Consider the following 21,302-nt stretch of genomic DNA (forward strand, 5'->3'; position numbering starts at 1 on the left):
GACCGGTTTCGATTTTTTTGGGAGCTTTGTTTAGCGGCTTGTTTACCCTTTTTGTTCCAACTGAAGCCGAGGAAACAGCCGTCTGAAGATAGGTATTTACACGATTTATCGACAAAAAGGTTCAACTGAATGGATTTTAATACAGTTGATTCACCATTAGGGGGAAATTACCAATCACTATAAACGGCCCTTATCACATAATTTTGATCCTGCGAGACAGTCGAGAACAGATGTATTAGGGAGAGCGATGGTATAAATTAAGCCAAAGTAAATAGTCAGATCAGCTTTAGCTTTAGTTAGATAAATTTCGAAATTTAACGAAATACTTTTTTATTTCGAAATCTCCGTTTCTTTATTTACAAAAATGGGAAATTGATATAATTTTATGATAGGTTGCCTAATTTTGTAAAACAGGAGGTAAAAATGAAAAAATATCTTACAGGTTGTCTAGCTTTATTCTTAGCATTATCCCCACTTTCTTCAACTGATGGTTTCGTTAAGGCAAATGGTTTATTTGTCAAGAATAATGAAATAAAATCTCACAACGATCCGAGTAAATTATTTATTTCTTCTGATTTTGGAAAACTGAAAATGAAGAATAAGAAGGGAAATATTGAGCTAAATGTAAAAATGAATCTTAATAAAGAAATTAATAGCGATGTTAAATTGGCTTACTTATTATCCATCTTAAATAACGATGGGACAATAGACGAAGTTGCAAAAGAAGAGATTTACCGTGGCCAATTTCAGAATGAGAAAAAGCTGAATCTTTTGTTCGATTCTTTAAAAGCGGGCCAATATAAATTAGATTTACAAGCTACATCAATTATAAATAGTGGTGAAACCTGGGGTGCACGTCAAAATGTTTATTTTACAGTAAGAGAGGATAAAGTAATAGAGGGATGGGTAGAACAACCTACCGCGGAAATTGTTGACCAATTCGAAAAAGATGGAAACACTAAAGAAAATCAATCTGAACAAGTAAACGAGGAGGAGCACGTAACCGAAGACGAGAAGGAAACTAAGGACAAGCAGGTAACAGAGGACGAACAAGTAAGTGAAGACGAGCAGGTACCTGAAGACAGACAGGAAACTGAGGATGAACTAGTAAGTGAAGACGAGCAGGTAACTGAAGATGAGCAGGTAACTGAAGATGAGCAAGACGAACAGGCAACCGTCCGTAAATTAGCTGCCAATAAAATTACCATATCTGGTTACTGGAAATTCTATGATCGATATGGAAAGCTAACTCCACTTAAATATACAGATGTAACGGTAAGATATCAGTCACAATCAAGTACATATTGGAATACTCTTGGTTCGATGGAAACAGACGCAAATGGAAAATGGTCATTGTCGTTTGATCCGACCAGTAGACAGTATACGAAGTTGAGGGTCGAAGCTGCATCAATTAATAGAGCGGGAACTGTAAGAATGAAAAGCAGACAATCATATTATGAATTTTTTTCTGAAGAGATCAATTTTAGCGATATTGCCAACGGTGGCTCTATAGGTACTACTATTATTCAGAAAAACGATGCAAAACTTTACGCTGCGTGGCTTTTAGATGATATGTACAGAACTAGAGAAAAGCTCGTTGCTGTAGAAGACCCTGGGAAGGTAACTATAATATGGAACATTGGGGAGAATCCTGGAGCCTTTTATGATCCTAATACGGGTGAGATTTTTCTAAATGCGGATTCTCCCTTGTCAGAAGATATTCCAGTACATGAAATAGCCCATGCACATATGGATAATTTATATAAACGTATACCTGATACAAAATGTGGGAGACCACATTCTATAAATAAAGGGTACGATGCAGGATGTGGATGGGTAGAAGGATGGGCAGATTTCATGGCACTTGCAGTGAATAATAATCCCGTATTTACTTGGGCATCTGGAAGTTCAGTAGATCTCGAGGTTCCAAATGCCTATACAGCAAATTGGGATCATGGTGACATAGTTGAAGGTAGAGTAGCTGGTGCTCTCTGGGATATGATAGATACCCAAAATGATGGATTGGATACAATGAGTGGGCCTTTCTCAGACATATACAAAGTAATGGTGAGTACCCAGATAAATACATTTTCACAATTTTGGAAAAAATGGGTATCACTTGGGTATGATCCAAGTTTTATTGTTTGTTTGCATCAGAATACAATTTACTATTAAGAAATACCCATTATACAGCCCCACATCTTAGTGGGGCTTTTCCCTTTAGCGTTAAAGATATTTAGACAATGCGATAAGTGAGAAAATGAGGATCGAAGGCAATAACATTTCTTTTCCACCCGAAGAAATGTGTGTAAGCTTCGTAAGTGGACGGCATGAGCATGCCATTTTACGTAGATAATAACCCAGACAGTGGCCGTCTGGTTATTCGTTTTACTTTCAGAAAGCATTTCGCTAATACGGTAAAGGGAAATAGTATAAATGAAACTAAGGATACTCCAAAAAGTTTTTCTGGTTGGGAATCTTCAGAAATGGACCGACTAGGGATTGCTGGAACAAAAAAATGATTGCAATTGATTGCCTAAGAGAATAAAATTTGTGTATAACAAAAAGAGTTTACCTGACGAAACAAATAAACCAAATTTTTACAATTTATAGAGAGTGGTGACATAATGAGTTCCCAAGCGAAGAAATTGGATCGAGAGAGGGAAGAATCGGCATGGCTGCGCCCCAGTTCTACGGTAAGCTTGGAGGAAGTAAATAATTCGATTCATATTCCAAGCAAAGCCAAGTTTTGGAGGAAATTTTTCGCCTTTGCTGGACCAGGATCATTGGTAGCAGTAGGCTATGTTGACCCGGGCAACTGGGCAACATCAATCGCGGGGGGAGCGCGTTTTGGCTATACTCTTTTATCCGTTATTTTAATTTCTAATTTAATTGCCATGCTTCTTCAGTCTTTGGCCGCAAAATTGGGAATTGTGACGGGACGGGATTTAGCCCAAGCGACCAGAGATGCTGTTGGCAAGAAAACGGCTTTTGTGCTTTGGATTTTGACAGAGCTTGCCATCGTGGCGACGGATTTGGCCGAGGTCATCGGTTCCGCCATCGCACTGAACCTCTTATTTGGAATCCCGTTATTGATGGGGATTTTGATCACAACCATTGATGTGCTGCTTCTCCTGCTTTTGCAGAAAAAAGGGTTCCGTATTATCGAATCCATCATCATCGTTTTGATGGCTACGATATTTTTCGTGTTTGCCTTTGAGGTGATCATTTCCAAGCCGGAAGTCTCGGCACTCCTGGGCGGGTATGTCCCTAAAATGGAAATTGTCACGAACCCGGAGATGTTGTTCATTTCCTTAGGAATCTTAGGGGCAACGGTAATGCCGCATAATCTTTATTTGCATTCCTCGATCGTGCAAACCAGACGATATGAACGAACGAGAGAAGGACGTAAGGAAGCGATCAAGTTTTCGGTTCTGGATTCAAACATTTCATTGACGATTGCCTTCCTGATCAATTCTGCCATTTTGATCCTGGGGGCAGCCGCTTTCCACGGAACTGGCTTGGATGTTTCTGAAATTGAAGCGGCCTATGAGTTGTTGAGTCCAACAGTAGGAGTAGGGATCGCAAGCACATTATTTGCAGTTGCTTTGCTTGCCTCCGGTCAAAACTCGACGATCACGGGTACGCTAACGGGGCAAATTGTCATGGAAGGATTTTTGCAGTTACGCATTTCTCCGTGGCTTCGTCGCCTGATCACGCGTTTAATAGCTGTCGTACCAGCCTTTATCGTTACGTGGATAGCTGGATCGAGGGGAACGGGTGACTTGCTTCTGTGGAGTCAAGTGGTACTGAGCTTGCAGCTGCCCTTTGCTGTGATTCCGCTCGTCTTGTTCACCAGTGACAAGAGGAAGATGGGGGAATTTGCAAACCGAACCTGGGTCAAAGTCTTGTCCTGGCTGTCCACGATCGTCATTCTGGCGCTGAACGTTTTCCTGGTTGCTTACATTATTGTAACGGGTCATGATTTAGGCTAACCGGAGTCAGCAGGTGCCGGATCATCTCGAAAATCACAATGAAGAAGGCGGTCTCCCCAGGGAGTTGATAACCCTTGGGAGACCGCCTTTGTTGTTGCAGCAGGCACAGCCTTATGAAATGATCTGCTCTCCTATGGACTGGCTAAACGCTCAGTTACGGCCTCCACCTTAAAAACCCGGCGATTCAATACCTGGATTTCCGAATCGCGGTCATCCATTTTGCTTGAAAGTGTTTGGAGGATGGCGGTAATATCGGAGGGCTCGTTTTCCTCCCAACGGGCGATGCCGCTTTTTATTTCCACAATGTTTTGCTGAGTTTCAGACATTTTGTCGTCGAGAATGGATACGCGGGCCTCTAGCGTATCGAAACGAGAGTTCATTTCGGAGCGGGTGGTTTGCAATAGAGATTCCATGCCATTCACACGAGAATCAATGCCGTCCATGCGCGTTTCAATTCCGGTCATGCGCGTTTCAAGACCATCCATGCGTGTTTCGATTCCGGTCATGCGCGTTTCAAGACAATCCATGCGCGTTTCGATTCCGGTCATGCGTGTTTCCATGCCGTCCATGCGCGTTTCAAGACCTGTCATGCGTGTTTCAAGACCATCCATGCGCGTTTCGAGTCCGGCCATACGCGTCTCGATGCCATCCATGCGCGTTTCAAGACCCGTCATACGAGATTCGATGCTGTCCAAGCGAGACTCAATGCGATCAAAACGTCCATTCATATTCTGTAATTCACTCAGGATATGTTCGAGAAGCTTTTCACTCACCGTTTTCGAACCTCCCCTCCATAAATATTTCGCATAATAGAGTGATTTTGCGCCGATCATGATAGATGAGTCTATTATATCGTTCAACAGTGTCGCAGGAAACCCAGATGCTCCTTACTTTTTGTCCCATTTTGCTCGGGGTTGCCAGGTAGTGTACAATGAAAAAGGACAGGAACAGGGCTTTCAAAGCGTATCACGAGTTGAAATAAGCTGTTTCAACGAACCCATAAATCGAACAGATGGGTAACCATGTAAAGATCGGGGACGCACATATAGATGATCATGATCAAACAACTGTATGAGCACTGCGCCCGTTTGTTTGGCTGTGAGGGTCAGCTCTATCATACAGATGCAGCTGACGGTTTGCTGGCTGTGTTTCCGCCGACGCGTGAACGGGGCTGGTGGACGTATGTCACACTGGAGCTTCATCGCAGTGGAGGAGTGGAATGTGTCCTCTACTCTTACCAGTTTGAGGGTACCTTTGTCCGGCATCTAAGCGAGGTCGCGGAGCAGGTGAAGCATCGCTGGAAAGAGCAGGGCAGAAGGATGGCGAACGGTGATGTGTATGCACTGGCCAAGCCGATCGCCAAAGGTTCGTGCCTCAGCATGCTGATGGCGATGCCGGCAGATTTTGAAGCAGAAGGCTTTGATTTGTATACCAATGGCCAAGATGCGGTCTGGTTTAAAATGCTGCATGCCATCTCAGCATCGGAAGCAGATTTTTTACAGCATGAGGGATTAGAGGCTTTGGAGCAAAAGTTTGCGGATGCCGGGGTAAATTCTCTGGATGTCTCGCGTCCCCCTGTCAGATAAAGGGAGCGAAGAGAATGGACGAAATACGAATGCGTGTCACCGTCGTTGTTGAGCATCAAGGAGCGATCCTGGTGATCAAGGAGAAATGTTCAGGAAAGCCCTGCTACAACTTGCCTGGCGGTAATGTGGATTATTTGGAGACGATTCCCGATGCTACGCGCAGAGAAGTGTGGGAAGAGACGGGGCTATTGGTTGAGTTCGAGCGGATGCTGTGGCTCGATGAACGGATCGATGGAAACGGAAAAGGGAAACACACGATTGGGATTGGCGTGTTGGCCCGCTTGATGGGCGAAGAGACGACGCCGATTCCGGGTGGTTTGGAGGATGAAGAGATCGAGTGGGCGGGCTGGGTGCCGCTGGAGGAGTTCCGAGGCATGGACTTGTTTAATTCCGCTCGGCGTAAGCATGTACTGGAGGCTGTAACAGAAAACGGCTATATGCCGCGATATCTGGGAAATATACTCGCATAGCGAAAGCGGTCCTGTGGCTAAGACAGGGCCGCTTTTTTGCCGGCTTTAAACGAAGGTGGGAACGAGCGCCCACAGGCGGTCAGCTTATATTGCATAGACGAATAGGCCCTGGACCTAATCGCCGTTGAACTTGTCCAACATCGAAATGGCATCGATCAAATGGTTGTTAAAAATCTGCCGGGCGATTTGCAAAAGATCGATAATCATGGGATCGCGGAGGGAATAGAGGACACGGTTGCCCTCTTTGGTACCGTAGACGATATTTTTGGCCCGCAGGATGCTGAGCTGCTGGGATACAGAAGAGCCTTCTGCACCGATCAGCGTCTGCAGCTCGTTTACGTTTTTATCCCCCTCCGCGAGCAATTCTAGAATACGAATTCGCAGTGGGTGTGCAAGTGCTTTAAAAAAATCAGCTTTGAAGCGCTGCAGCTCCAAATTCATGAGAGTCCTCCCTTGTTAGTTGGAATGGGCGACCTCTTTCTCCGGTAAGGCGGACAGCATTTTACATTCGTGAAAAGCGAAATGCTTGCAACCCCGACATTTGTCCACATCGAGCAGGGAGATGGCGGCAGAAATAGCGTCACCAGTACGGACGTACAACTGCGCTTCCCCGATTATCTGATCCAGCCCCGTCTTCTTCAAGACGCGTTTGGGCTGATCCTGAAGTCCTGAGATCAGGAGCAGGCCGCCGTGGTTCCGAAGCTGATGGGAAATGCTTCGCAGATAGTATTCACCCGTAATGTCCAGATAGGGAACCTTGGCCATCCGCAAAATGAGAACGCGCGGTTTTTTTTGCACGGTACTCATTATGGTTTTTTCGAATAATTGGGCGGCACCAAAGAAGAGCGGTCCTTCCACTGTAAACAGACTAATTTGCGGACAATCCCGCCACTCGGTGACGACGTGCTGGCGTACCTTCTGATGCTTGTCGGAAAAGTCGGGAAGTACCTTGGTCACAGCGTGCACATCGCTCATCCGTTTGATGAACAGAATGGCCGCCAAAAGCAGCCCCACCTCAACCGCTACCATCAGATTGACAAAGATCGTCAGCAAAAAGGTAATGATCATGACCAGAGAGTCGCTGGTCCGGCTTTTCAGGATGTGGACAAAAACATGTCGTTCGCTCATGTTCCAGGCAACTACCATCAGGATGGGAGCCATGCTGGCCAAGGGTATTGCAGAAGCATATGGTGCGAACAGCACCAGGACCAGTAGAACCACTAAGGCGTGAATTAAGCTGGACAAAGGGGAGGCGGCTCCGTTACGAATGTTGGTCGCCGTACGAGCGATTGCGCCTGTGGCCGGGATTCCGCCAAACAGAGGAACGACCATATTCGTCAATCCCTGGCCGATCAATTCTCGATTGCTGTTATGCTTTGTGCCCGTCATGCCGTCTGCTACCACAGCTGACAGTAGGGATTCAATCCCGCCCAGCATGGCGATGACAAAGGCGGGGGCGAGCATGTGGGAGATGGTTTCCCAATTGAGCGCAGGAAGGCTCAGGCTCGGCAGGGAGTTGGAAATCTCGCCAAAGGTGGAGCCAATCGTGGCTGTTTTTTCCGGAAACAGGACAGCCGCCAGCAAACTGGATAATACCAGCCCAACCAGTGCACCAGGAAGCTTGGAAGAAAGCCTTGGCATCAGCAAGATGGAAACCAAAGAGACGAGTGCAACTGTCACACTGTAGAGATTTACCGTAGAAAGATGAAGCAAGATTTCTTTGCCATTGGACAGAAAATCTTCATGCCGCTGTATTCCGCTCAGACCGAGAAAATTGGCAATCTGACCGGTAAAGATGACGACCGCGATGCCGCTGGTAAAGCCAACGGTAACGGGACGAGGGATAAACGTAATCAAAGATCCAAGCCGCAATATTCCCATTATAAATAACATAACACCGGCCAAAAATCCAGCGATTAACAGATTCTGATACCCGTACGTCATGACGATTCCGAACAGAATCGGGATAAAGGCACCCGTCGGTCCGGATATCTGGTAGCGGGAGCCGCCAAAAAAGGCGAGGAGTATGCCTGCAATAATCGTGGTGTAGATGCCGTACTCCGGTTTCACTCCCGACGCGATGGAAAAAGCCATCCCTAGGGGAATCGCAATCACTCCAACAATCACACCCGCAGTGAGATCTTTTTGAAAATGGCGGGCAGAGTAACCGGAAAATCTGTCCAATAGGATGCGTGCCACTGGTATCCCTTCTTATTTTGTATATTTGAATTTCTGAATATACATAAGTTATATCACCGAGGTACATCACTGTCAACGAAGAGGCCAACGGATTTAAGCTACTGGTAACCGGAATCGACAAATTCCGTTTTTTTTTCTACGACTGACCAATTAACTAACAAGGATTTCCAAGACCTCTGTCGAAGTTAGTCATTAGCCTATTTGACGGAGGTCTTCTCATGCCTTTACCCAAGAATCGTGTCATTCCTGAAAAGAAAATATACTTTCGGCCAGAGATACAGCATTGCCCGCACTGTGGCACGAAACTCAGGCGACATCATACCGCATGGAAAAAGAATGTCATCACACTTGCCGGTGTTATCCAAGCTTGGAGTATGGCTTATGCTTGCAGCAACGCAGATTGCTCATACCCCAGAACCTATTACAAATCCGCTGAAGCTGAGCTTCTCAGCATGAAACACACTTCCTACGGTTTTGACGTGCTAGCGTTGGTTGGTCAGCTTCGGTTTAAGCAACATATGACAATCGGCGAAATTACGGAAACGTTGAATCAGCGCGGGGTAACCACGTCAGAACGCAATTCTCAGCGGTTGTACGAACGTTATCTTACCTTGCTCCGCGCTAGCGTGACGGATCACGTCAAGCAAGCACTCAAGCAAGTTGTTCAGGACCGTGGCGGTATCATGATTTCCATGGACGGTGTTCAGCCCGAGAAAGGCAATGAGACGCTCTATGTCATACGAGAAGTATTCAGCGGAACGATCCTGTCTGCACAAAATCTAAAGAGTAGCTCCGCAGAAGAACTTAAGAAACTCATCCTGCCTGTTATCGAACTGGGATTTCCCATCATCGGGATCGTTACGGATGGTCAACAATCCATCCGAATGGCCATGGAATCGTTACTGCCGGACGTGCCGTACCAATACTGCCAATACCACTATCTAAAGGACATTGCAAAGCCTGTTGTCGATTTAGACCGCAAGCTCAAGACAGGAATCAAGAAGAGCCTCCGTGGTATTCGCGAAGTCGAGAAGCGAATCGAAAACGATGCCTCTACAGAAGCAGAGGTGGCAAAAGATTACGTGGCGGCCATTCGTTCTGTGCTCCTCGAAGACGGCAATCCCCCACTCGATCTACCGGGCATACGTGTTTATGAAAATGCTAGAGCCATTCAGGCTTCCCTCGAACGATGCCTGAGTAAAAAAGGGGCCCTCTCTGCTCAAAAACCTAATCAGAATTTTCGATAAATTGGATGATTTTGAAGAGCAATATGCTACCGTGATGCGCTGGTCCAAACCGATTCACCACGTTGCCGGGATCTTGAATCCAAGCATAGATAAACGAAGTGAAACGGTTCGATTTCATATGCAGCATCTGTTAGATTGGGTTGAACAGACGTACACCAGCAAAGACGACTTGCCAATGGTTGCAAATCTGAAAAGCTACTCCCGAGGGTTTTGGAAAGGCCTGTTTACGTGTTACGACCATCCGCATGTCCCACGAACGAACAACGACCATGAGCGTTTCTTCCGCCAGACGAAGACCCGGCATCGACGGATGACGGGTCTGAGAAGTTGGAACGAATATATCCTCCGAAGTGGTGAAATGGTCGTATTTGTCGATGACGCACTTCACCAGAGTAATGTGTTAAGTAGACTTCAGTCTGTAAACTACCTTGATTTTAAAAATGAACGCCTGCGTTGGTCTGCTCGTTTGAGTGAAGCTACCAAACGCAGACGATTCCGAACGAATCCAAGTGTGTACCTGGAACAGGCCGAAAATGCTTACTGTATGTTAATTGGTCAGTCGTAGTTTTTTTTCGGAGGATTTGCCCCCTTTTGCGAAACATTTTTCGTTCTGATTCGTATGAAAAATAGAGACATATCTGGAAAGGGGTGACATTATGGGCGTGTGGGATATCATTTATCTTGTGTGCATGATTACAGGTCTTGTGTATACCTTGTTTACGCTGTTTTTCGGGGACTCTGTATCGGAGTGGATGGCACAGACGGAACTGCCGGTTTTTCAACCACTTCTCCTGATCAGCGGGCTGACAGCCTTCGGAGCGAGCGGCTACCTGTTTACCCGATTTACTTCCTTTTCTCCATGGACGGTATTTGCTTTTGCAGTTATTGTGGGCTTTGTACTTGCGGTCACAGCGTACTTTACATGGATCAAGCCAATGGAGAATGCAGAAAATTCGATCGGATACACGATGCAGCAGCTCTCGGGCATGGTCGGGGAAGTGCTGACGACCGTTCCGGCAGAGGGTCTGGGAGAAGTGATCGTCACGATGGTAAGCGGAAGGACCAACCATATGGCGGCAAGTCTTGAGCGAGAAGTGATACCAGAAGGAACGAAAGTCGTTGTTGTCGATGTCCGAGACCACGTTCTGTACGTTACCCCCTTTCACAATTCTGGGGAAAAGGAGAGTATGTGATGTTTCTAAATGACTCCACTATTTTTGCACCGGTCATCGCTGTCATCGCTGTTTTTGTCGTACTGGGAATCGCATTCTGGGCCCGTTACAAGACCGTAGGCGCAGACGAGGCAATGATTGTTACGGGTAGCTTTCTGGGAAATAAAAACGTACTGAGTGATGAAACCGGCCGTAAGATGAAAATCGTCCGAGGCGGAGGTACGTTTATCCTGCCGATTTTCCAGCAGGCTAATTTTATCAGTCTGATGTCCCACAAGCTGGATGTATCTACGCCTGAGGTGTACACCGAACAAGGCGTGCCCGTGATGGCAGACGGCACGGCGATTATCAAGGTAGGGGGCTCTATCGATGAGATCGCGACGGCCGCTGAACAGTTCATGGGTAAAACCGACGAAGCCCTCAAGCAGGAAGCGCAAGAAGTCTTGGAAGGGTATTTGCGAGCCATACTGGGCAGCATGACGGTAGAGGAAATCTACAAAAACCGGGAGCGTTTTGCTCAGGAAGTGCAGGCAGTGGCTGCCAAGGACCTGAAGAAGATGGGACTTTCCGTGGTCAGCTTCACGATTAAAGATGTCCGGGATAAAAACGGTTATCTCGCCGCGCTGGGAATTCCGCAGATTGCTGCGGTGAAGCGAGACGCCACGATTTCCCAGGCAGAAGCCGACAAGGAAGCGCGAATTCGCCAAGCGCAGGCCGAGCAGGAAGCGCGGAAGGCGGAGCTGCTGAAAGAAACCCACATCGCCGAGTCGGAAAAGGAAAAGGAACTGAAAATCGCTGCCTTTAAACAGGAACAGGATAAAGCGAAGGCCTCTGCTGACCAAGCCTATAAATTGCAAGAGGCTGTGGCCAAGCAGCAGGTTACCGAAGAAGAAATGAAGATCGAAATCGTTCGCAAGCAAAAAGAGATTGAACTGGAAGAGAAAGAAATTCTGCGCCGTGAGCGCCAATACGACGCAGAGGTGAAAAAGAAGGCTGACGCAGATCGCTACGCCGTGGAACAAGCGGCAGAGGCGGAGAAGGCAAAGAAACTCCGCGAAGCCGATGCACTGAAATACCGCATCGAGGCAGAGGCAAAAGCACAGGCCGAGCAAAAGCGCCTCGAAGGTTTGGCTATCGCAGAAGCGGAAAAAGCGCGAGGAACAGCGGAAGCAGAGGTTACCCGCCTGAAGCTGGAAGCCGAAGCCGAGGGGAAAGAGAAGCTCGCCGAAGCATTCGAAAAATTTGGTCATGCGGCAGTTCTGGATATTATCGCGAAGATGCTGCCAGAGCTTGCAGAGAAGATTGCCGAGCCGATGAAGGCAATCGACAAGGTGACGATCGTGGACGCAGGCGGCGGCCAAGGAGACGGAGTCAATCGGTTGAGCGGCAATGTGACGAAGCTGATGGCCCAACTGCCGGAAATGGTCAAGGACGTTTCCGGTGTGGACATGAACAAAATCATTGCCAGTTTTATGAAGGCAGACCCGAATGATCCTGCAGCGATCAAGCAGCAAGCAAGCAGCCTGCTGAGCGGTGCGTCGATTTCAGAGGCCGCTGCAGCAGCAACCTCTACCGCAGCAGCATCTACCGCTTCCGCAGCAGCAGAAGCAGGTAACGAGAACGCCGACAAGAAATAAGGAATGGCTACTGGGCGAGCCGGCAGCTCGTGTACGACCAAGTTCGGACTGCTGCTTGTCTGTCAGGTCAGTCAGCACCCGCGTCATCTAGCAGATAGGGACGTTCTGCAAAACCTCCATCGGTCCACTGGTACAGCTTGAGCTGAGGCTCGTCGTCTGCCAGACTGACGATCCAGTAGCCAAGCTGTGGATAGTGCCACCCCTGCGCATCCGCCAGGGAGGGGATCGCCGGAGTGGATGGATGACTGTGGAGCACCCCCAGCCACTGCAGCCCCTGCTCGTTGATGCGTCGCAGCCCCTGCAGAAAATCGGGGCCGCTGAGACGAAAAGTGTCGGGTGTGGAATGCGCGTGGAGCATGGGGACAAATGCCGTAATGGTCGCATGTCGGCCCGCCAAAAGAGCAGAGTATTCTACAGGAAACGCCTCATTGGCTTCGGCCAGGAGGCGTTTCGCTACTTTTCCGTCCAAACATGTTTTGGTATGCTTAAACCCAAAGGGTTCGCCGAGAAGACCGGGAAACATAGAAATTTTCCTCCTGGAGGTTGACTCATTCATGAATACGATTCACGTCGGTGTGTGCGGCTGGGGGGATCATTACGATCTGTATACCCACGGCGTTCGCAATCGGGACAAGCTCTCCGTCTACGCCAGTCATTTTCCTATCGTCGAGGTAGACAGTTCTTTTTACGCTATTTTACCACAATCCAATTATGAGACCTGGGTGCGCGAGACGCCACAGGGCTTTGGCTTTATTGTCAAGCCGTATCAGGCGCTGACCGGGCATCAGAGAGGTGATGCTCCAACGGATCGGCGGGAGCTGTTTCGCCAGTTTGAGGAAAGTATTCAGCCGCTGGTCGAAGCGGGCAAACTAAAGATGCTATTGTTTCAGTTTCCCCCTTGGTTTGATTGTACACGGGAGCACGTGCAATACATCCGTGCCTGCCGCCAGATCATGGAGGCGTATCCGCTGGCGGTGGAATTTCGTCATCAGAGCTGGTTCGAACCCCGTTATCGGGAAAAGACACTGGAGCTGCTGCAGACAATTGGCGCCATTCATGTCCTGTGTGATGAACCTCAAGCGGGAAAGGGCTGTGTTCCGATAGTCGAGGCGGTCACCCATTCTGCGCAAGCGCTCGTTCGCTTTCATGGACGCAATGTTTCGGGATGGCGCGACCCAGGCGAAGGGCAGAACTGGCGAGATGTCCGCTATCTGTACCGGTATTCGAAGGAGGAGCTGGTTGAGTGGCTGCCGCGTATTCAACGAATAGCCGCGGAAGCCGAGGAAGTTTGTATTTTGTTTAACAACAACTCCGGTGGAGACGCAGTCGGGAACGCCAAGCAGTTCATGAGGATGCTGGGAATTGATCCGACGGGGCTGAATCCTCGTCAATTGGAGCTGTTCTGATCTGAGCAGCTTTGCGTCCACAATCACCGGCAGAAAGAAGGGTAGCAGATGGTGTACGCATTGGCAGGCATGTTTGTGATCATCGGCATGTTTGCAGGAGTCGTTGGCAGTATCGCAGGATTGGGCGGAGGGATGTTCTTTGTCCCCGCCTTGCTGTATTTGGGAAATGTGTATGCTCCGGGGTCAGTCAGCCCGCAAATTGCCGCGGGAACGTCATTGATCGTCATTGGGGTCACCGCCTTATCTTCCTCCATCTCTTATCTGAAACAGAAGAGAGTCGATATCCAAAGCGCGTTGCTCTTTTTTTTAGGCAGTGCCCCCGGTGCTATCTTGGGTGTGTACCTTAATACATTACTACCAATAAAGGCATTTACGCTGCTGTTTGGCTTGTTTCAGTTGTGCATGTTTATATTGATGATGGTGAAGGACAAAATCAAGCCCCGCAGCATTAACTGGGACGTACGCCGCCAATTTGTTGACGCTGAGGGAACCACGTTTGAATATGGATACAATCGCGGAGTCGCCATCGCGATCGCTTTTCTGGTGGGCATTACATCCTCGCTGTTTGGTGTCGGCGGCGGAATCTTGATGGTTCCGATGATGATGATCCTGTTTCGCTTTCCGCCACACATCGCCGCGGCTACCTCCATGCTGGTCATTTTCTTCTCCGCTATGGTCGGGTCTGTCACGAATATTTGGCATGATCATGTGAACTGGTTTTATGCAGCCATGCTGGCGCCAGGAGCGTGGCTAGGCGGAAAATGGGGAGCGGTGATCGCAAGCCGGATGAAAGGCCAGACAGTTGTCCTCATCCTGCGGGTATTGATTTTGGGTATGGCCATCCAAATGATTGGCGAGTCCGTCGTCAAATAAAGGAGAGGAACCCGAGACATGCAGTGGCGTGAGGAACAGGGAGTTTCGGGAGAATTAGGGAGGGAGAGTCGTGGCAGACACCTGTACCTTGCATATTTTGCACACCAATGATGTGCACAGCCGCTTTAGCAGTATGCCGCATATCGCCTCATGTCTCAGGCAGCACCGCGATCGCTGGGAGGCGCTGGGTGAGCATGTATTGACCGTGGATATAGGCGATCATGCTGACCGGATGGACGTAAGAACAGAAGCGACCTGGGGCCAGCTCAACGTCGAGGTGCTCAATCGGAGCGGTTATCAGTATGTCACGATTGGCAACAACGAAGGCATCACCCTTCCCAAAGCGAGATTGGATGCACTGTACGAGCGGGCAGGCTTTACCGTTGTTCTGGGAAACATGGTGGATGCTGATACGGGTAAGGTGCCGCGCTGGGCAGTGACACAGGCCATTCACGAATGGGAGGATCTGCGTGTGGGGATTCTCGGGGTAACCGCCCCCTTTGTCCAGTTTTATCAGCTTCTGGGCTGGGAAACGAAAGCCCCCTTTGAATTGCTGCGCGAGCAGATCGCCGCACTTCGTTCTTCCGTCGATCTTGTCATCCTGTTGTCGCATCTCGGTTACCCGGAGGATTGCCGACTGGCCCAGGAAATAGAAGGTGTCGACATCATTTTGGGCGCCCACACCCACCATCAGCTGGCACATGGGGAACGGGTAAAGGAAACGCTCATCGCGCAGACGGGCATGCTCGGCACCAATGTCGGCCACATCCGCCTGGTCTGGGATCGAGAGGCACACAAGGTACAAGAAGCATCCGCAGAATTATTTCCATCCACGGAGTATCCGGCTGACCCGGATTTGTCCGCCTATTTGGCCCAGGAGCAGAAAAACACAGAGAGGCTGTTGGAGCGGACTGCCGTTCGCCTGTCTGTAGAGCTGAGCAATTCCTGGACGGAGGAGACCTCTTTTGGATCAGCATTGGCTGCTTCGCTGCGCCAGTGGACCCAGGCGGAGGTGGGATTGGCCAATAACGGACTGCTGCTCACGCCGCTGAGCGGAGAAGTAAGCTACGGGGATTTGCTTCGCTGTCTGCCTCATCCGATCAATCCCTGCGCGGTTTCGTTGACAGGTGAACAGCTCTCCCGGGTGCTCATGCAATCCATCCAGCCCCAGGTGATCCAGCGTGAATTGCGCGGTTTTGGATTCCGCGGCAAAGTGACAGGCTGGATGGGTATTGATGGTTTGCAGGTATGGTACGAAGCGGGGGAGCAACCGCGGATTGCCAGAATTGAAGTAAATGGAGAGCTGATCGACAGTCAGCGCTGCTACCGGGTCGGCACGATCGATATGTTTATGTTTAATCGACTGTTCCCTGATCTGGCGGAAGGGACGCAGATCCATTACTACCTGCCCGAATTGCTGCGCGAAATCCTCGCCCAGACGCTAAATGACGAGGCGCTGCTGACGGCGGCGCAAAAGCCGCGCTGGCTCAATCTCGCCCGCTCCTGACGAAGCACATCCGCCCATTTGGGGCATGCTAACTGGAAAAGGAGGAGGCAGCCATGCGGTTTGTAGACGAAATTTACCGGTTATACAAAGGACACTTCAATGGGGACGAGGAAGATATCGTCGCGATTATCGTTGGCATTCTGGAGGAGCAATCCCATCAAGATCTGCTGAAGCTGGTGGCGGAGATGGATGAGGAAGAGCTTTTTCACATGTTGGCCACGTACATGGTTGAAGTCATGAAGCGCAAGGTCGCCATGGATGATGAGCGTCCGCCTGCTACACTCACACACTGACAACTGACACCACTTGCGGGCGGATTACATACGATGGTAGCGCGCCGATGTATAGCTGAAAAGAAGGAGGAATCTCAAAATGATCGAGGTACAGCCAATCCACTTTTCTGAAGGAACTGCCATCGCCGTAACCGTTCGCCTGCCGAAGACGACACTGCTCGCGGTCACGACCGATAAGGGATATATCATGTGCGGAGCCCTGGATGTAGGGCTGTTAAATGAAAAGCTGGCCAGCCGGGAGATTGTCGCCGGCCGGGCGGTGGGTGTAAAAACTATCGAGGAGTTGCTGGATGCTCCCCTGGAGTCGATCACGCATACGGCGGAGGCGCTGGGCATCACGGTGGGAGAAATCGGGAGAGACGCCATTCGGAAAATGTTTTAAAGGGAGAACGCCTTCGTCCTTGTGACGAGGCGTTTTCGACATTTATCTACAGTTCGTGAAAAAGAAATGTAGAACAAACACGAATAACGGTATAATAAGGGCAACCTGAATGAAAGGCGAAGAACGGAAATGAGATTACGCTCGATTCAAAAATGCAAGCCTGGTCAAACACTTGCCCGCTCTGTCTACGCCGAGAACGGCACCATCCTGGTAGGGTCAGGTGTCGAACTCACGCAGCGCATGATTGACCGATTGATCAGAATGAACGTGACCAATCTATACATACAAGATAACCGGACAGAAGATATCCAGGTGGAAGCGACGGTATCAGAAGCAACGCGGCGAGAAGCGATGGGCTTGATTAACGAGGCGTTCCGCTCCTCCAGCCAAAGCCCGCAAAAATGGCAGCAGATGTTTTCCGACAAGCAGTTTGGACGGCAAATCAGACAGGTGCTGTCAACGGTGGCCGATGAACTGAAGGGAAAGCACTCGGCTATGAATCTGCTGGCAGATGCCTGTGCGTTTGACCATTATATTTTTGCTCATTCCTTTAATGTGATGCTGTATTCGACTGCGCTTGCTCTCAAGTCCGACTTTGGTGAGAAGGAAGTGCTGGAGATTGGCATCGGCGCCATGCTCCACGACATTGGCAAAATGTCGATCCCGGATACGATCCTGAAAAAACCCGGCCGACTGACTGATGAAGAATTTGTTGTAATGAAGAGGCATACTGAAATCGGTTTTGAAATGCTCCGGCGCCAGGAGGATATCCCGCTTCTGGCCGCCCACTGTGCTTTTCAGCATCATGAACGGCTGGACGGGACAGGGTATCCTCGACGCTTGAAAGGCGATGAGATACATCCGTATGCCAAATTGATGGCGGTTTGTGATGTTTTTGACGCCTTGACCACACATCGCGTCTATCGTCCGCCCATGCTGCCGCATGATGCGATGGAGTTGCTGTACACCGGTGCAGACATTTTGTACGACAAAGAATATGTAGAACGTTTTCGCGATACGATCGCTCTTTATCCGCTGGGGCTGTCCGTGGTTTTAAATACGAAGGAGTCAGGCGTAGTTGTCGATTACAACAAAGGCACGCCCAGCCGCCCTGTTGTCCGCATCCTGTATGATGAAAACGGACAACCTGTGGAACATCCCTATGAGTATGATTTGTCGAAGCGGCTTCATCTGATGATTGTCTCCTGTGACGAGTTATTCTAAGAGGTTGGCTGCCAGGCTACAGCCACTCTTTTTTTTTGAATATCAGGTACATGCCGAATCCCAGAGAAGCCATAAAGGCCAGGACGAAATAGTAGCCAAAGCGGGTTTTGAGTTCGGGCATGAACTCGAAGTTCATACCGTAGATGCCGGTTACGATGGTAAGCGGCATAAAAATTGTGGTCAATGCGGTAAAGATTCGCATGATATCATTGGTGCGGCCGGCTACTGCAGAATGATAGGCCTCGCGCAGGTTGCTGATTAACTCGCGAAAGGTTTCAAAGCTCTCCACAATTTTTACTGAATCCTCCAGGATGTCGCCAAAATATTTGCGGAGACGCCGGTCGATAAGCGGGAGATCCTTTTTGTGCAGAGCATCGATCAAATCACGCTGCGGCATGAGCATTTTTCGCGCGTACAGGATTTCACTCCGAAGTCCGATAATCTGTTGGAGCTGTGATTTGTGGGTATGGATCAGGATTTCTTCTTCCAGCTGTTCAATCAGCTCTTCTATTTTTTCGATGACCACAAAGTAACGGTGAGCGATCATGTCAATCAAATGATAAAGAAAAAAGTCGGCATTGTTGATTTCCTCTTCCCGGATCAGTTGCAGCATGCGGGGAGACAATCCAATGTCGTACTTGGTTACTGTGATGATATAATGGCTGCCGAGAAAAAGATTCACTTCACGTAAAAAGATATCCTGGTTGTCAAATTCGATACTGTTGATGACGATGAAGCAGTGATCTTCATAAAGCTCCAGCTTGGGTCGCTGCTCTTCTTCGTCGATGCAGTCCTCGATGGCTAAATCATCCAGCCCGAAAAGGGATTGCAGTACATCCAGATCAAAGAGAGAAGCTTCAATCCAGTAAAAGCCATTCTCCGGCGGGACCTGTGTCTCTTCAATATCATCAATCAGGGTGATCATTCCATTTTGGACCAGACGAATCTTCATCTTTCATACTCCTGCTTTGAGGTTGTTTCAGTGCGCTCCGGGGCCGCTTGTGCCTGCTCGCTCACCCGGGGGAGAATGGTCTGGATGATGTAGTCGCAGGCTGCTTGCAGGGCGGATTCACTGGGAGAGCGGCGGGTGGTGTCATTCGGATTGGCTTTCAAGCAGTTCTCCTCCTCAACCATAGCGTTATCACCAAGGTATGAGGAACTGTTTGTCCCTTAGTAGTGTGCCTCATTTTCACGATTTGTTTCATATTTTTACCTTCCCTTTGGTCCTGGGCAAGTTTATCTAGAAGAGGCATACCCAACCAGATAAGATTATTGTATAGTTAATGTAAATAAGGTGAAAAACGAGATAAATAAAAGGAGACCAATCCATGAGCAAGTGTCCGTTTTCCAGTTGGTTTGGCCTTAAAAGCAAGCAGAAAGAATCCTATTTCCACAACAGAGCGGAAAGAGGAGAAATGGTCGTAGAACAAAAGTCCGAGCTTGTGAAACAATTATCCCTGATCAACCTTACCGTAGAGGATTTGGCTGTGGCCAAAATGCTTCAACCGCTTGTTGTTCAAAATATTGCAGAAATTGTTGATTTCTTTTATGCCAATCTCGAAACAGAAGCGACTTTGATGGAAATTATCGACAAGAACAGTACGATCGTAAGACTGAAGCAGACGTTGACTGGCCATATTACGGAGATGTTTAGCGGGAGGATCGACCGACAATATATCGAACAGCGAAGCCGAATTGCGATCAAACATCTGAAAATCGGACTGGAACCAAAGTGGTACATGTGCGCCTTTCAAAACCTGCTGATCTCCTTGATTGACTTGTTGGACAGGCATATCGACGACAAGCAGGAGTTCAAACGTGCCGTTGCCGTTACGACCAAAATCCTGAACATCGAGCAGCAAATCGTGTTGGAGGAGTATGAGAACCAGCATGAACGCCTCCGACAGGAAGCACAGAAGAAAAAGGATGAACTGCGTGTGGTCCTTTCCAACTCGGCTCATGAATTGGCAGCGGTTTCAGAAGAGACGAGTGCTTCTGTCCACCAGTTGACAGAGCAGTCCCGTGAGATTTTACGGTATGTGGAGAAAGGGACCGGGTATACGAACAAAGCGCAGGCGCTTTCAGATGAAGGCAAGGAGAAGCTGGAGAACCAGCAGCAGCAGATGGGCTTGATTGAGCGGAGTGCAGATCGCATTGCGCTTGAGATGCGGACGCTGGAGGAAATCTCTGAAAAGATTCGCGGGATCGTGGATGTGGTGACGGCGATCGCCGAGCAGACCAATCTGCTGGCGCTGAACGCGGCGATTGAGGCGGCACGCGCGGGAGAGCAAGGACGAGGCTTTGCAGTGGTAGCCGGTGAGGTGCGCAAGCTGGCAGAACAGACGAAGCAGTCTGTAGCGGGTGTCACTGAGCTGATCGAAAAGACGAACACGCAAACGGCCAGCCTCTCTGTCGTTGTGGCAGAAGTACAAAAACTGGTTTCGTCCAGCTCTACCATGACCAGTGAGACCAACCGGTTTTTTGACGAGATTCGCAGTGCTGTGACGGACAGTCAGGATCAGAGCAGCCGCATTCAGAAGGAGCTGGAAAACTTCTTCCATGTCATGGGAGAGATGAATCACGCGGTATCGCAGGTAGCCATTTCGGCAGATCAGCTATCGGAAATTACAGAAAATTTATAAACGAAGCACTCATAGAAAAAGCACATTTCGACTTTTTACGAAATGTGCTTATATTTGTTTTCGCAGCAATCGATTTACCGTTTCCCGGCGCAACCCGAGGAATTGTCCAATTTCCTCCTGAGTCAAGAGCTCTGTCAATGGGTAGTCCCCCACGTATTTCGCAAACCATTCCTGCATCAGCGTCCACTTTTCCGAAGGCGAGGAAGCGGTGAGCTGATCCATGCGCTGCTGGGTAAACCGCAATTTTGACTGAAGCAAGAGAGCGATCTCCCGGTAGCGGTAAGGGTTTTCCTCCAGCGAACGGTACCATTCTGCGGAGGGAATCACATCAACCTCGCAGCTCATCAAGGCGATGGCCGTACCGTGATATTCCTTGGCCGTCAATAGAGAATGATGTGGGATCATTTCACCGGGAAGCAACAGGTTGAACAAAAACGGAGAGCCGTCCTCCTGCAAGCGAACCACTTTCAACAGGCCTGTACGGATATGGTAAAGAGGACCACTCTCCCCTTGACGAAACAGAATATCCCCTTTGTTCAGACGCACGTGAATCCCTCCCTTTTCACCATACCATCAAAAAAGACTGATGTGCAAATGATTTCCCAAGAGCAGTACGGTGCGCAGGCCTCTTCTGTTAACTTAACAACAAACAGCCCCCTTTCAGGGAAG

At 49.0% G+C, this 21,302-nt stretch carries 23 protein-coding genes; 16 read left to right on the top strand and 7 right to left on the bottom strand.

What is annotated here, in order from left to right; all coding sequences use genetic code 11:
* Positions 1-423 precede the first annotated feature (423 nt).
* The 3 genes from NDK47_RS05535 to NDK47_RS05545 all read left to right on the top strand — a co-directional run bounded on the left by NDK47_RS05535 (position 424) and on the right by NDK47_RS05545 (position 3,995).
* The gene (locus tag NDK47_RS05535) at positions 424-2,175 is read left to right on the top strand and encodes a hypothetical protein (protein ID WP_251873867.1); all 1,752 of its coding nucleotides are present in this window, start codon (positions 424-426) and stop codon (positions 2,173-2,175) included.
* A 155-nt stretch (positions 2,176-2,330) separates the two neighbouring features.
* Positions 2,331-2,522 carry a hypothetical protein gene (locus tag NDK47_RS05540; protein WP_251873868.1) on the top strand — a complete coding sequence of 64 codons (192 nt, stop codon included), beginning with the start codon at positions 2,331-2,333 and terminating at the stop codon, positions 2,520-2,522.
* 105 nt (positions 2,523-2,627) lie between these two features.
* Complete coding sequence (locus NDK47_RS05545) at positions 2,628-3,995, top strand: Nramp family divalent metal transporter (RefSeq protein WP_251873869.1); 1,368 nt, start codon at positions 2,628-2,630, stop codon at positions 3,993-3,995.
* Between the two features lie 131 nt (positions 3,996-4,126).
* On the opposite strand, the gene NDK47_RS05550 is transcribed toward NDK47_RS05545, so the two are convergent.
* Entirely contained in the window at positions 4,127-4,768 is a 642-nt protein-coding gene (locus tag NDK47_RS05550; RefSeq protein ID WP_251873870.1) for a tropomyosin, read from the bottom strand.
* 276 nt (positions 4,769-5,044) lie between these two features.
* Here NDK47_RS05550 and NDK47_RS05555 point away from each other — a divergent pair, with 276 nt between their 5' ends.
* Both NDK47_RS05555 and NDK47_RS05560 read left to right on the top strand, forming a co-directional pair.
* The gene (locus NDK47_RS05555) at positions 5,045-5,581 is read left to right on the top strand and encodes a suppressor of fused domain protein (protein ID WP_251873871.1); all 537 of its coding nucleotides are present in this window, start codon (positions 5,045-5,047) and stop codon (positions 5,579-5,581) included.
* A gap of 14 nt (positions 5,582-5,595) precedes the next feature.
* Positions 5,596-6,051 (top strand): NUDIX domain-containing protein, encoded by a 456-nt coding sequence (locus NDK47_RS05560; RefSeq protein WP_251873872.1) that lies wholly within the window; start codon positions 5,596-5,598, stop codon positions 6,049-6,051.
* 114 nt (positions 6,052-6,165) lie between these two features.
* Here the strand turns inward: NDK47_RS05560 and NDK47_RS05565 are convergent, their stop codons facing one another.
* Positions 6,166-6,492, bottom strand: coding sequence for an ArsR/SmtB family transcription factor (locus NDK47_RS05565; protein ID WP_251873873.1), 327 nt, complete (start codon positions 6,490-6,492; stop codon positions 6,166-6,168).
* A 15-nt stretch (positions 6,493-6,507) separates the two neighbouring features.
* Entirely contained in the window at positions 6,508-8,250 is a 1,743-nt protein-coding gene (locus NDK47_RS05570; protein WP_251873874.1) for a SulP family inorganic anion transporter, read from the bottom strand.
* Between the two features lie 452 nt (positions 8,251-8,702).
* Here NDK47_RS05570 and NDK47_RS05575 point away from each other — a divergent pair, with 452 nt between their 5' ends.
* From NDK47_RS05575 to NDK47_RS05590, 4 genes are all read left to right on the top strand, one after another.
* Complete coding sequence (locus NDK47_RS05575) at positions 8,703-9,497, top strand: transposase (RefSeq protein ID WP_251873633.1); 795 nt, start codon at positions 8,703-8,705, stop codon at positions 9,495-9,497.
* 1 nt (position 9,498) lies between these two features.
* Positions 9,499-10,062, top strand: a complete 564-nt coding sequence (locus NDK47_RS05580; RefSeq protein WP_171506468.1) for a transposase — start codon at positions 9,499-9,501, stop codon at positions 10,060-10,062.
* 91 nt (positions 10,063-10,153) lie between these two features.
* On the top strand, positions 10,154-10,690 hold the full coding sequence (locus NDK47_RS05585; RefSeq protein ID WP_251873875.1) for an NfeD family membrane protein: 537 nt from the start codon (positions 10,154-10,156) through the stop codon (positions 10,688-10,690).
* Positions 10,690-12,306 (top strand): flotillin lipid rafts scaffold protein FloT, encoded by a 1,617-nt coding sequence (locus NDK47_RS05590; RefSeq protein ID WP_251873876.1) that lies wholly within the window; start codon positions 10,690-10,692, stop codon positions 12,304-12,306. Before NDK47_RS05585 ends, NDK47_RS05590 begins: the two co-directional genes overlap by 1 nt.
* A 67-nt stretch (positions 12,307-12,373) precedes the next feature.
* Here the strand turns inward: NDK47_RS05590 and NDK47_RS05595 are convergent, their stop codons facing one another.
* A complete protein-coding gene (locus NDK47_RS05595; RefSeq protein ID WP_251873877.1) occupies positions 12,374-12,829 on the bottom strand; it encodes a M67 family metallopeptidase in 456 nt (151 codons plus the stop codon).
* Positions 12,830-12,860: 31 nt separating this feature from the next.
* Between NDK47_RS05595 and NDK47_RS05600 the strand changes: the two genes are divergently transcribed.
* The 6 genes from NDK47_RS05600 (at position 12,861) to NDK47_RS05625 (ending at position 17,991) form a co-directional block, all read left to right on the top strand.
* Positions 12,861-13,712 carry a DUF72 domain-containing protein gene (locus tag NDK47_RS05600; RefSeq protein ID WP_251873878.1) on the top strand — a complete coding sequence of 284 codons (852 nt, stop codon included), beginning with the start codon at positions 12,861-12,863 and terminating at the stop codon, positions 13,710-13,712.
* 48 nt (positions 13,713-13,760) lie between these two features.
* The gene (locus NDK47_RS05605) at positions 13,761-14,585 is read left to right on the top strand and encodes a sulfite exporter TauE/SafE family protein (RefSeq protein WP_251873879.1); all 825 of its coding nucleotides are present in this window, start codon (positions 13,761-13,763) and stop codon (positions 14,583-14,585) included.
* A 70-nt stretch (positions 14,586-14,655) separates the two neighbouring features.
* On the top strand, positions 14,656-16,092 hold the full coding sequence (locus tag NDK47_RS05610; protein WP_251873880.1) for a bifunctional metallophosphatase/5'-nucleotidase: 1,437 nt from the start codon (positions 14,656-14,658) through the stop codon (positions 16,090-16,092).
* A gap of 53 nt (positions 16,093-16,145) precedes the next feature.
* Positions 16,146-16,385: a DUF6154 family protein gene (locus NDK47_RS05615; protein ID WP_251873881.1), complete on the top strand. Its 240-nt coding sequence runs from the start codon at positions 16,146-16,148 to the stop codon at positions 16,383-16,385.
* A 79-nt stretch (positions 16,386-16,464) separates the two neighbouring features.
* Positions 16,465-16,767, top strand: coding sequence for a YunC family protein (locus NDK47_RS05620; protein ID WP_251873882.1), 303 nt, complete (start codon positions 16,465-16,467; stop codon positions 16,765-16,767).
* 129 nt (positions 16,768-16,896) lie between these two features.
* The gene (locus tag NDK47_RS05625) at positions 16,897-17,991 is read left to right on the top strand and encodes an HD-GYP domain-containing protein (protein ID WP_251873883.1); all 1,095 of its coding nucleotides are present in this window, start codon (positions 16,897-16,899) and stop codon (positions 17,989-17,991) included.
* 16 nt (positions 17,992-18,007) lie between these two features.
* Here the strand turns inward: NDK47_RS05625 and corA are convergent, their stop codons facing one another.
* Together corA and NDK47_RS05635 are read right to left on the bottom strand one after the other, a co-directional pair.
* The gene (gene corA / locus NDK47_RS05630; protein ID WP_251873884.1) at positions 18,008-18,943 is read right to left on the bottom strand and encodes a magnesium/cobalt transporter CorA; all 936 of its coding nucleotides are present in this window, start codon (positions 18,941-18,943) and stop codon (positions 18,008-18,010) included.
* The gene (locus NDK47_RS05635) at positions 18,940-19,104 is read right to left on the bottom strand and encodes a hypothetical protein (protein ID WP_251873885.1); all 165 of its coding nucleotides are present in this window, start codon (positions 19,102-19,104) and stop codon (positions 18,940-18,942) included. The genes corA and NDK47_RS05635 overlap by 4 nt, the downstream gene beginning before the upstream one ends.
* 215 nt (positions 19,105-19,319) lie before the next feature.
* On the opposite strand from NDK47_RS05635, the gene NDK47_RS05640 reads away from it, so the two are divergent.
* Entirely contained in the window at positions 19,320-20,633 is a 1,314-nt protein-coding gene (locus tag NDK47_RS05640) for a globin-coupled sensor protein (RefSeq protein WP_251873886.1), read from the top strand.
* Between the two features lie 48 nt (positions 20,634-20,681).
* Here the strand turns inward: NDK47_RS05640 and NDK47_RS05645 are convergent, their stop codons facing one another.
* Positions 20,682-21,179 (bottom strand): Crp/Fnr family transcriptional regulator, encoded by a 498-nt coding sequence (locus NDK47_RS05645; RefSeq protein WP_251873887.1) that lies wholly within the window; start codon positions 21,177-21,179, stop codon positions 20,682-20,684.
* Positions 21,180-21,302 lie beyond the last annotated feature (123 nt).

The sequence above is a fragment of the Brevibacillus ruminantium genome, from assembly GCF_023746555.1.
Classification (GTDB): Bacteria; Bacillota; Bacilli; order Brevibacillales; family Brevibacillaceae; genus Brevibacillus; species Brevibacillus ruminantium.

Excerpts from the sequence above, each read along its gene's own strand:
- NDK47_RS05600 (WP_251873878.1), top strand. The coding sequence starts at position 12,861 with ATGAATACGATTCACGTCGGTGTGTGCGGCTGGGGGGATCATTACGAT.
- NDK47_RS05575 (WP_251873633.1), top strand. The coding sequence starts at position 8,703 with ATGAAACACACTTCCTACGGTTTTGACGTGCTAGCGTTGGTTGGTCAG.
- NDK47_RS05585 (WP_251873875.1), top strand. The coding sequence starts at position 10,154 with ATGGGCGTGTGGGATATCATTTATCTTGTGTGCATGATTACAGGTCTT.
- NDK47_RS05540 (WP_251873868.1), top strand. The coding sequence starts at position 2,331 with ATGAGCATGCCATTTTACGTAGATAATAACCCAGACAGTGGCCGTCTG.
- NDK47_RS05640 (WP_251873886.1), top strand. The coding sequence starts at position 19,320 with ATGAGCAAGTGTCCGTTTTCCAGTTGGTTTGGCCTTAAAAGCAAGCAG.
- NDK47_RS05535 (WP_251873867.1), top strand. The coding sequence starts at position 424 with ATGAAAAAATATCTTACAGGTTGTCTAGCTTTATTCTTAGCATTATCC.
- NDK47_RS05595 (WP_251873877.1), bottom strand. The coding sequence starts at position 12,829 with ATGTTTCCCGGTCTTCTCGGCGAACCCTTTGGGTTTAAGCATACCAAA.
- NDK47_RS05560 (WP_251873872.1), top strand. The coding sequence starts at position 5,596 with ATGGACGAAATACGAATGCGTGTCACCGTCGTTGTTGAGCATCAAGGA.
- NDK47_RS05590 (WP_251873876.1), top strand. The coding sequence starts at position 10,690 with ATGTTTCTAAATGACTCCACTATTTTTGCACCGGTCATCGCTGTCATC.
- NDK47_RS05605 (WP_251873879.1), top strand. The coding sequence starts at position 13,761 with ATGGTGTACGCATTGGCAGGCATGTTTGTGATCATCGGCATGTTTGCA.
- NDK47_RS05555 (WP_251873871.1), top strand. The coding sequence starts at position 5,045 with ATGATCATGATCAAACAACTGTATGAGCACTGCGCCCGTTTGTTTGGC.
- NDK47_RS05625 (WP_251873883.1), top strand. The coding sequence starts at position 16,897 with ATGAGATTACGCTCGATTCAAAAATGCAAGCCTGGTCAAACACTTGCC.
- NDK47_RS05565 (WP_251873873.1), bottom strand. The coding sequence starts at position 6,492 with ATGAATTTGGAGCTGCAGCGCTTCAAAGCTGATTTTTTTAAAGCACTT.
- NDK47_RS05620 (WP_251873882.1), top strand. The coding sequence starts at position 16,465 with ATGATCGAGGTACAGCCAATCCACTTTTCTGAAGGAACTGCCATCGCC.
- NDK47_RS05545 (WP_251873869.1), top strand. The coding sequence starts at position 2,628 with ATGAGTTCCCAAGCGAAGAAATTGGATCGAGAGAGGGAAGAATCGGCA.
- NDK47_RS05615 (WP_251873881.1), top strand. The coding sequence starts at position 16,146 with ATGCGGTTTGTAGACGAAATTTACCGGTTATACAAAGGACACTTCAAT.
- corA (WP_251873884.1), bottom strand. The coding sequence starts at position 18,943 with ATGAAGATTCGTCTGGTCCAAAATGGAATGATCACCCTGATTGATGAT.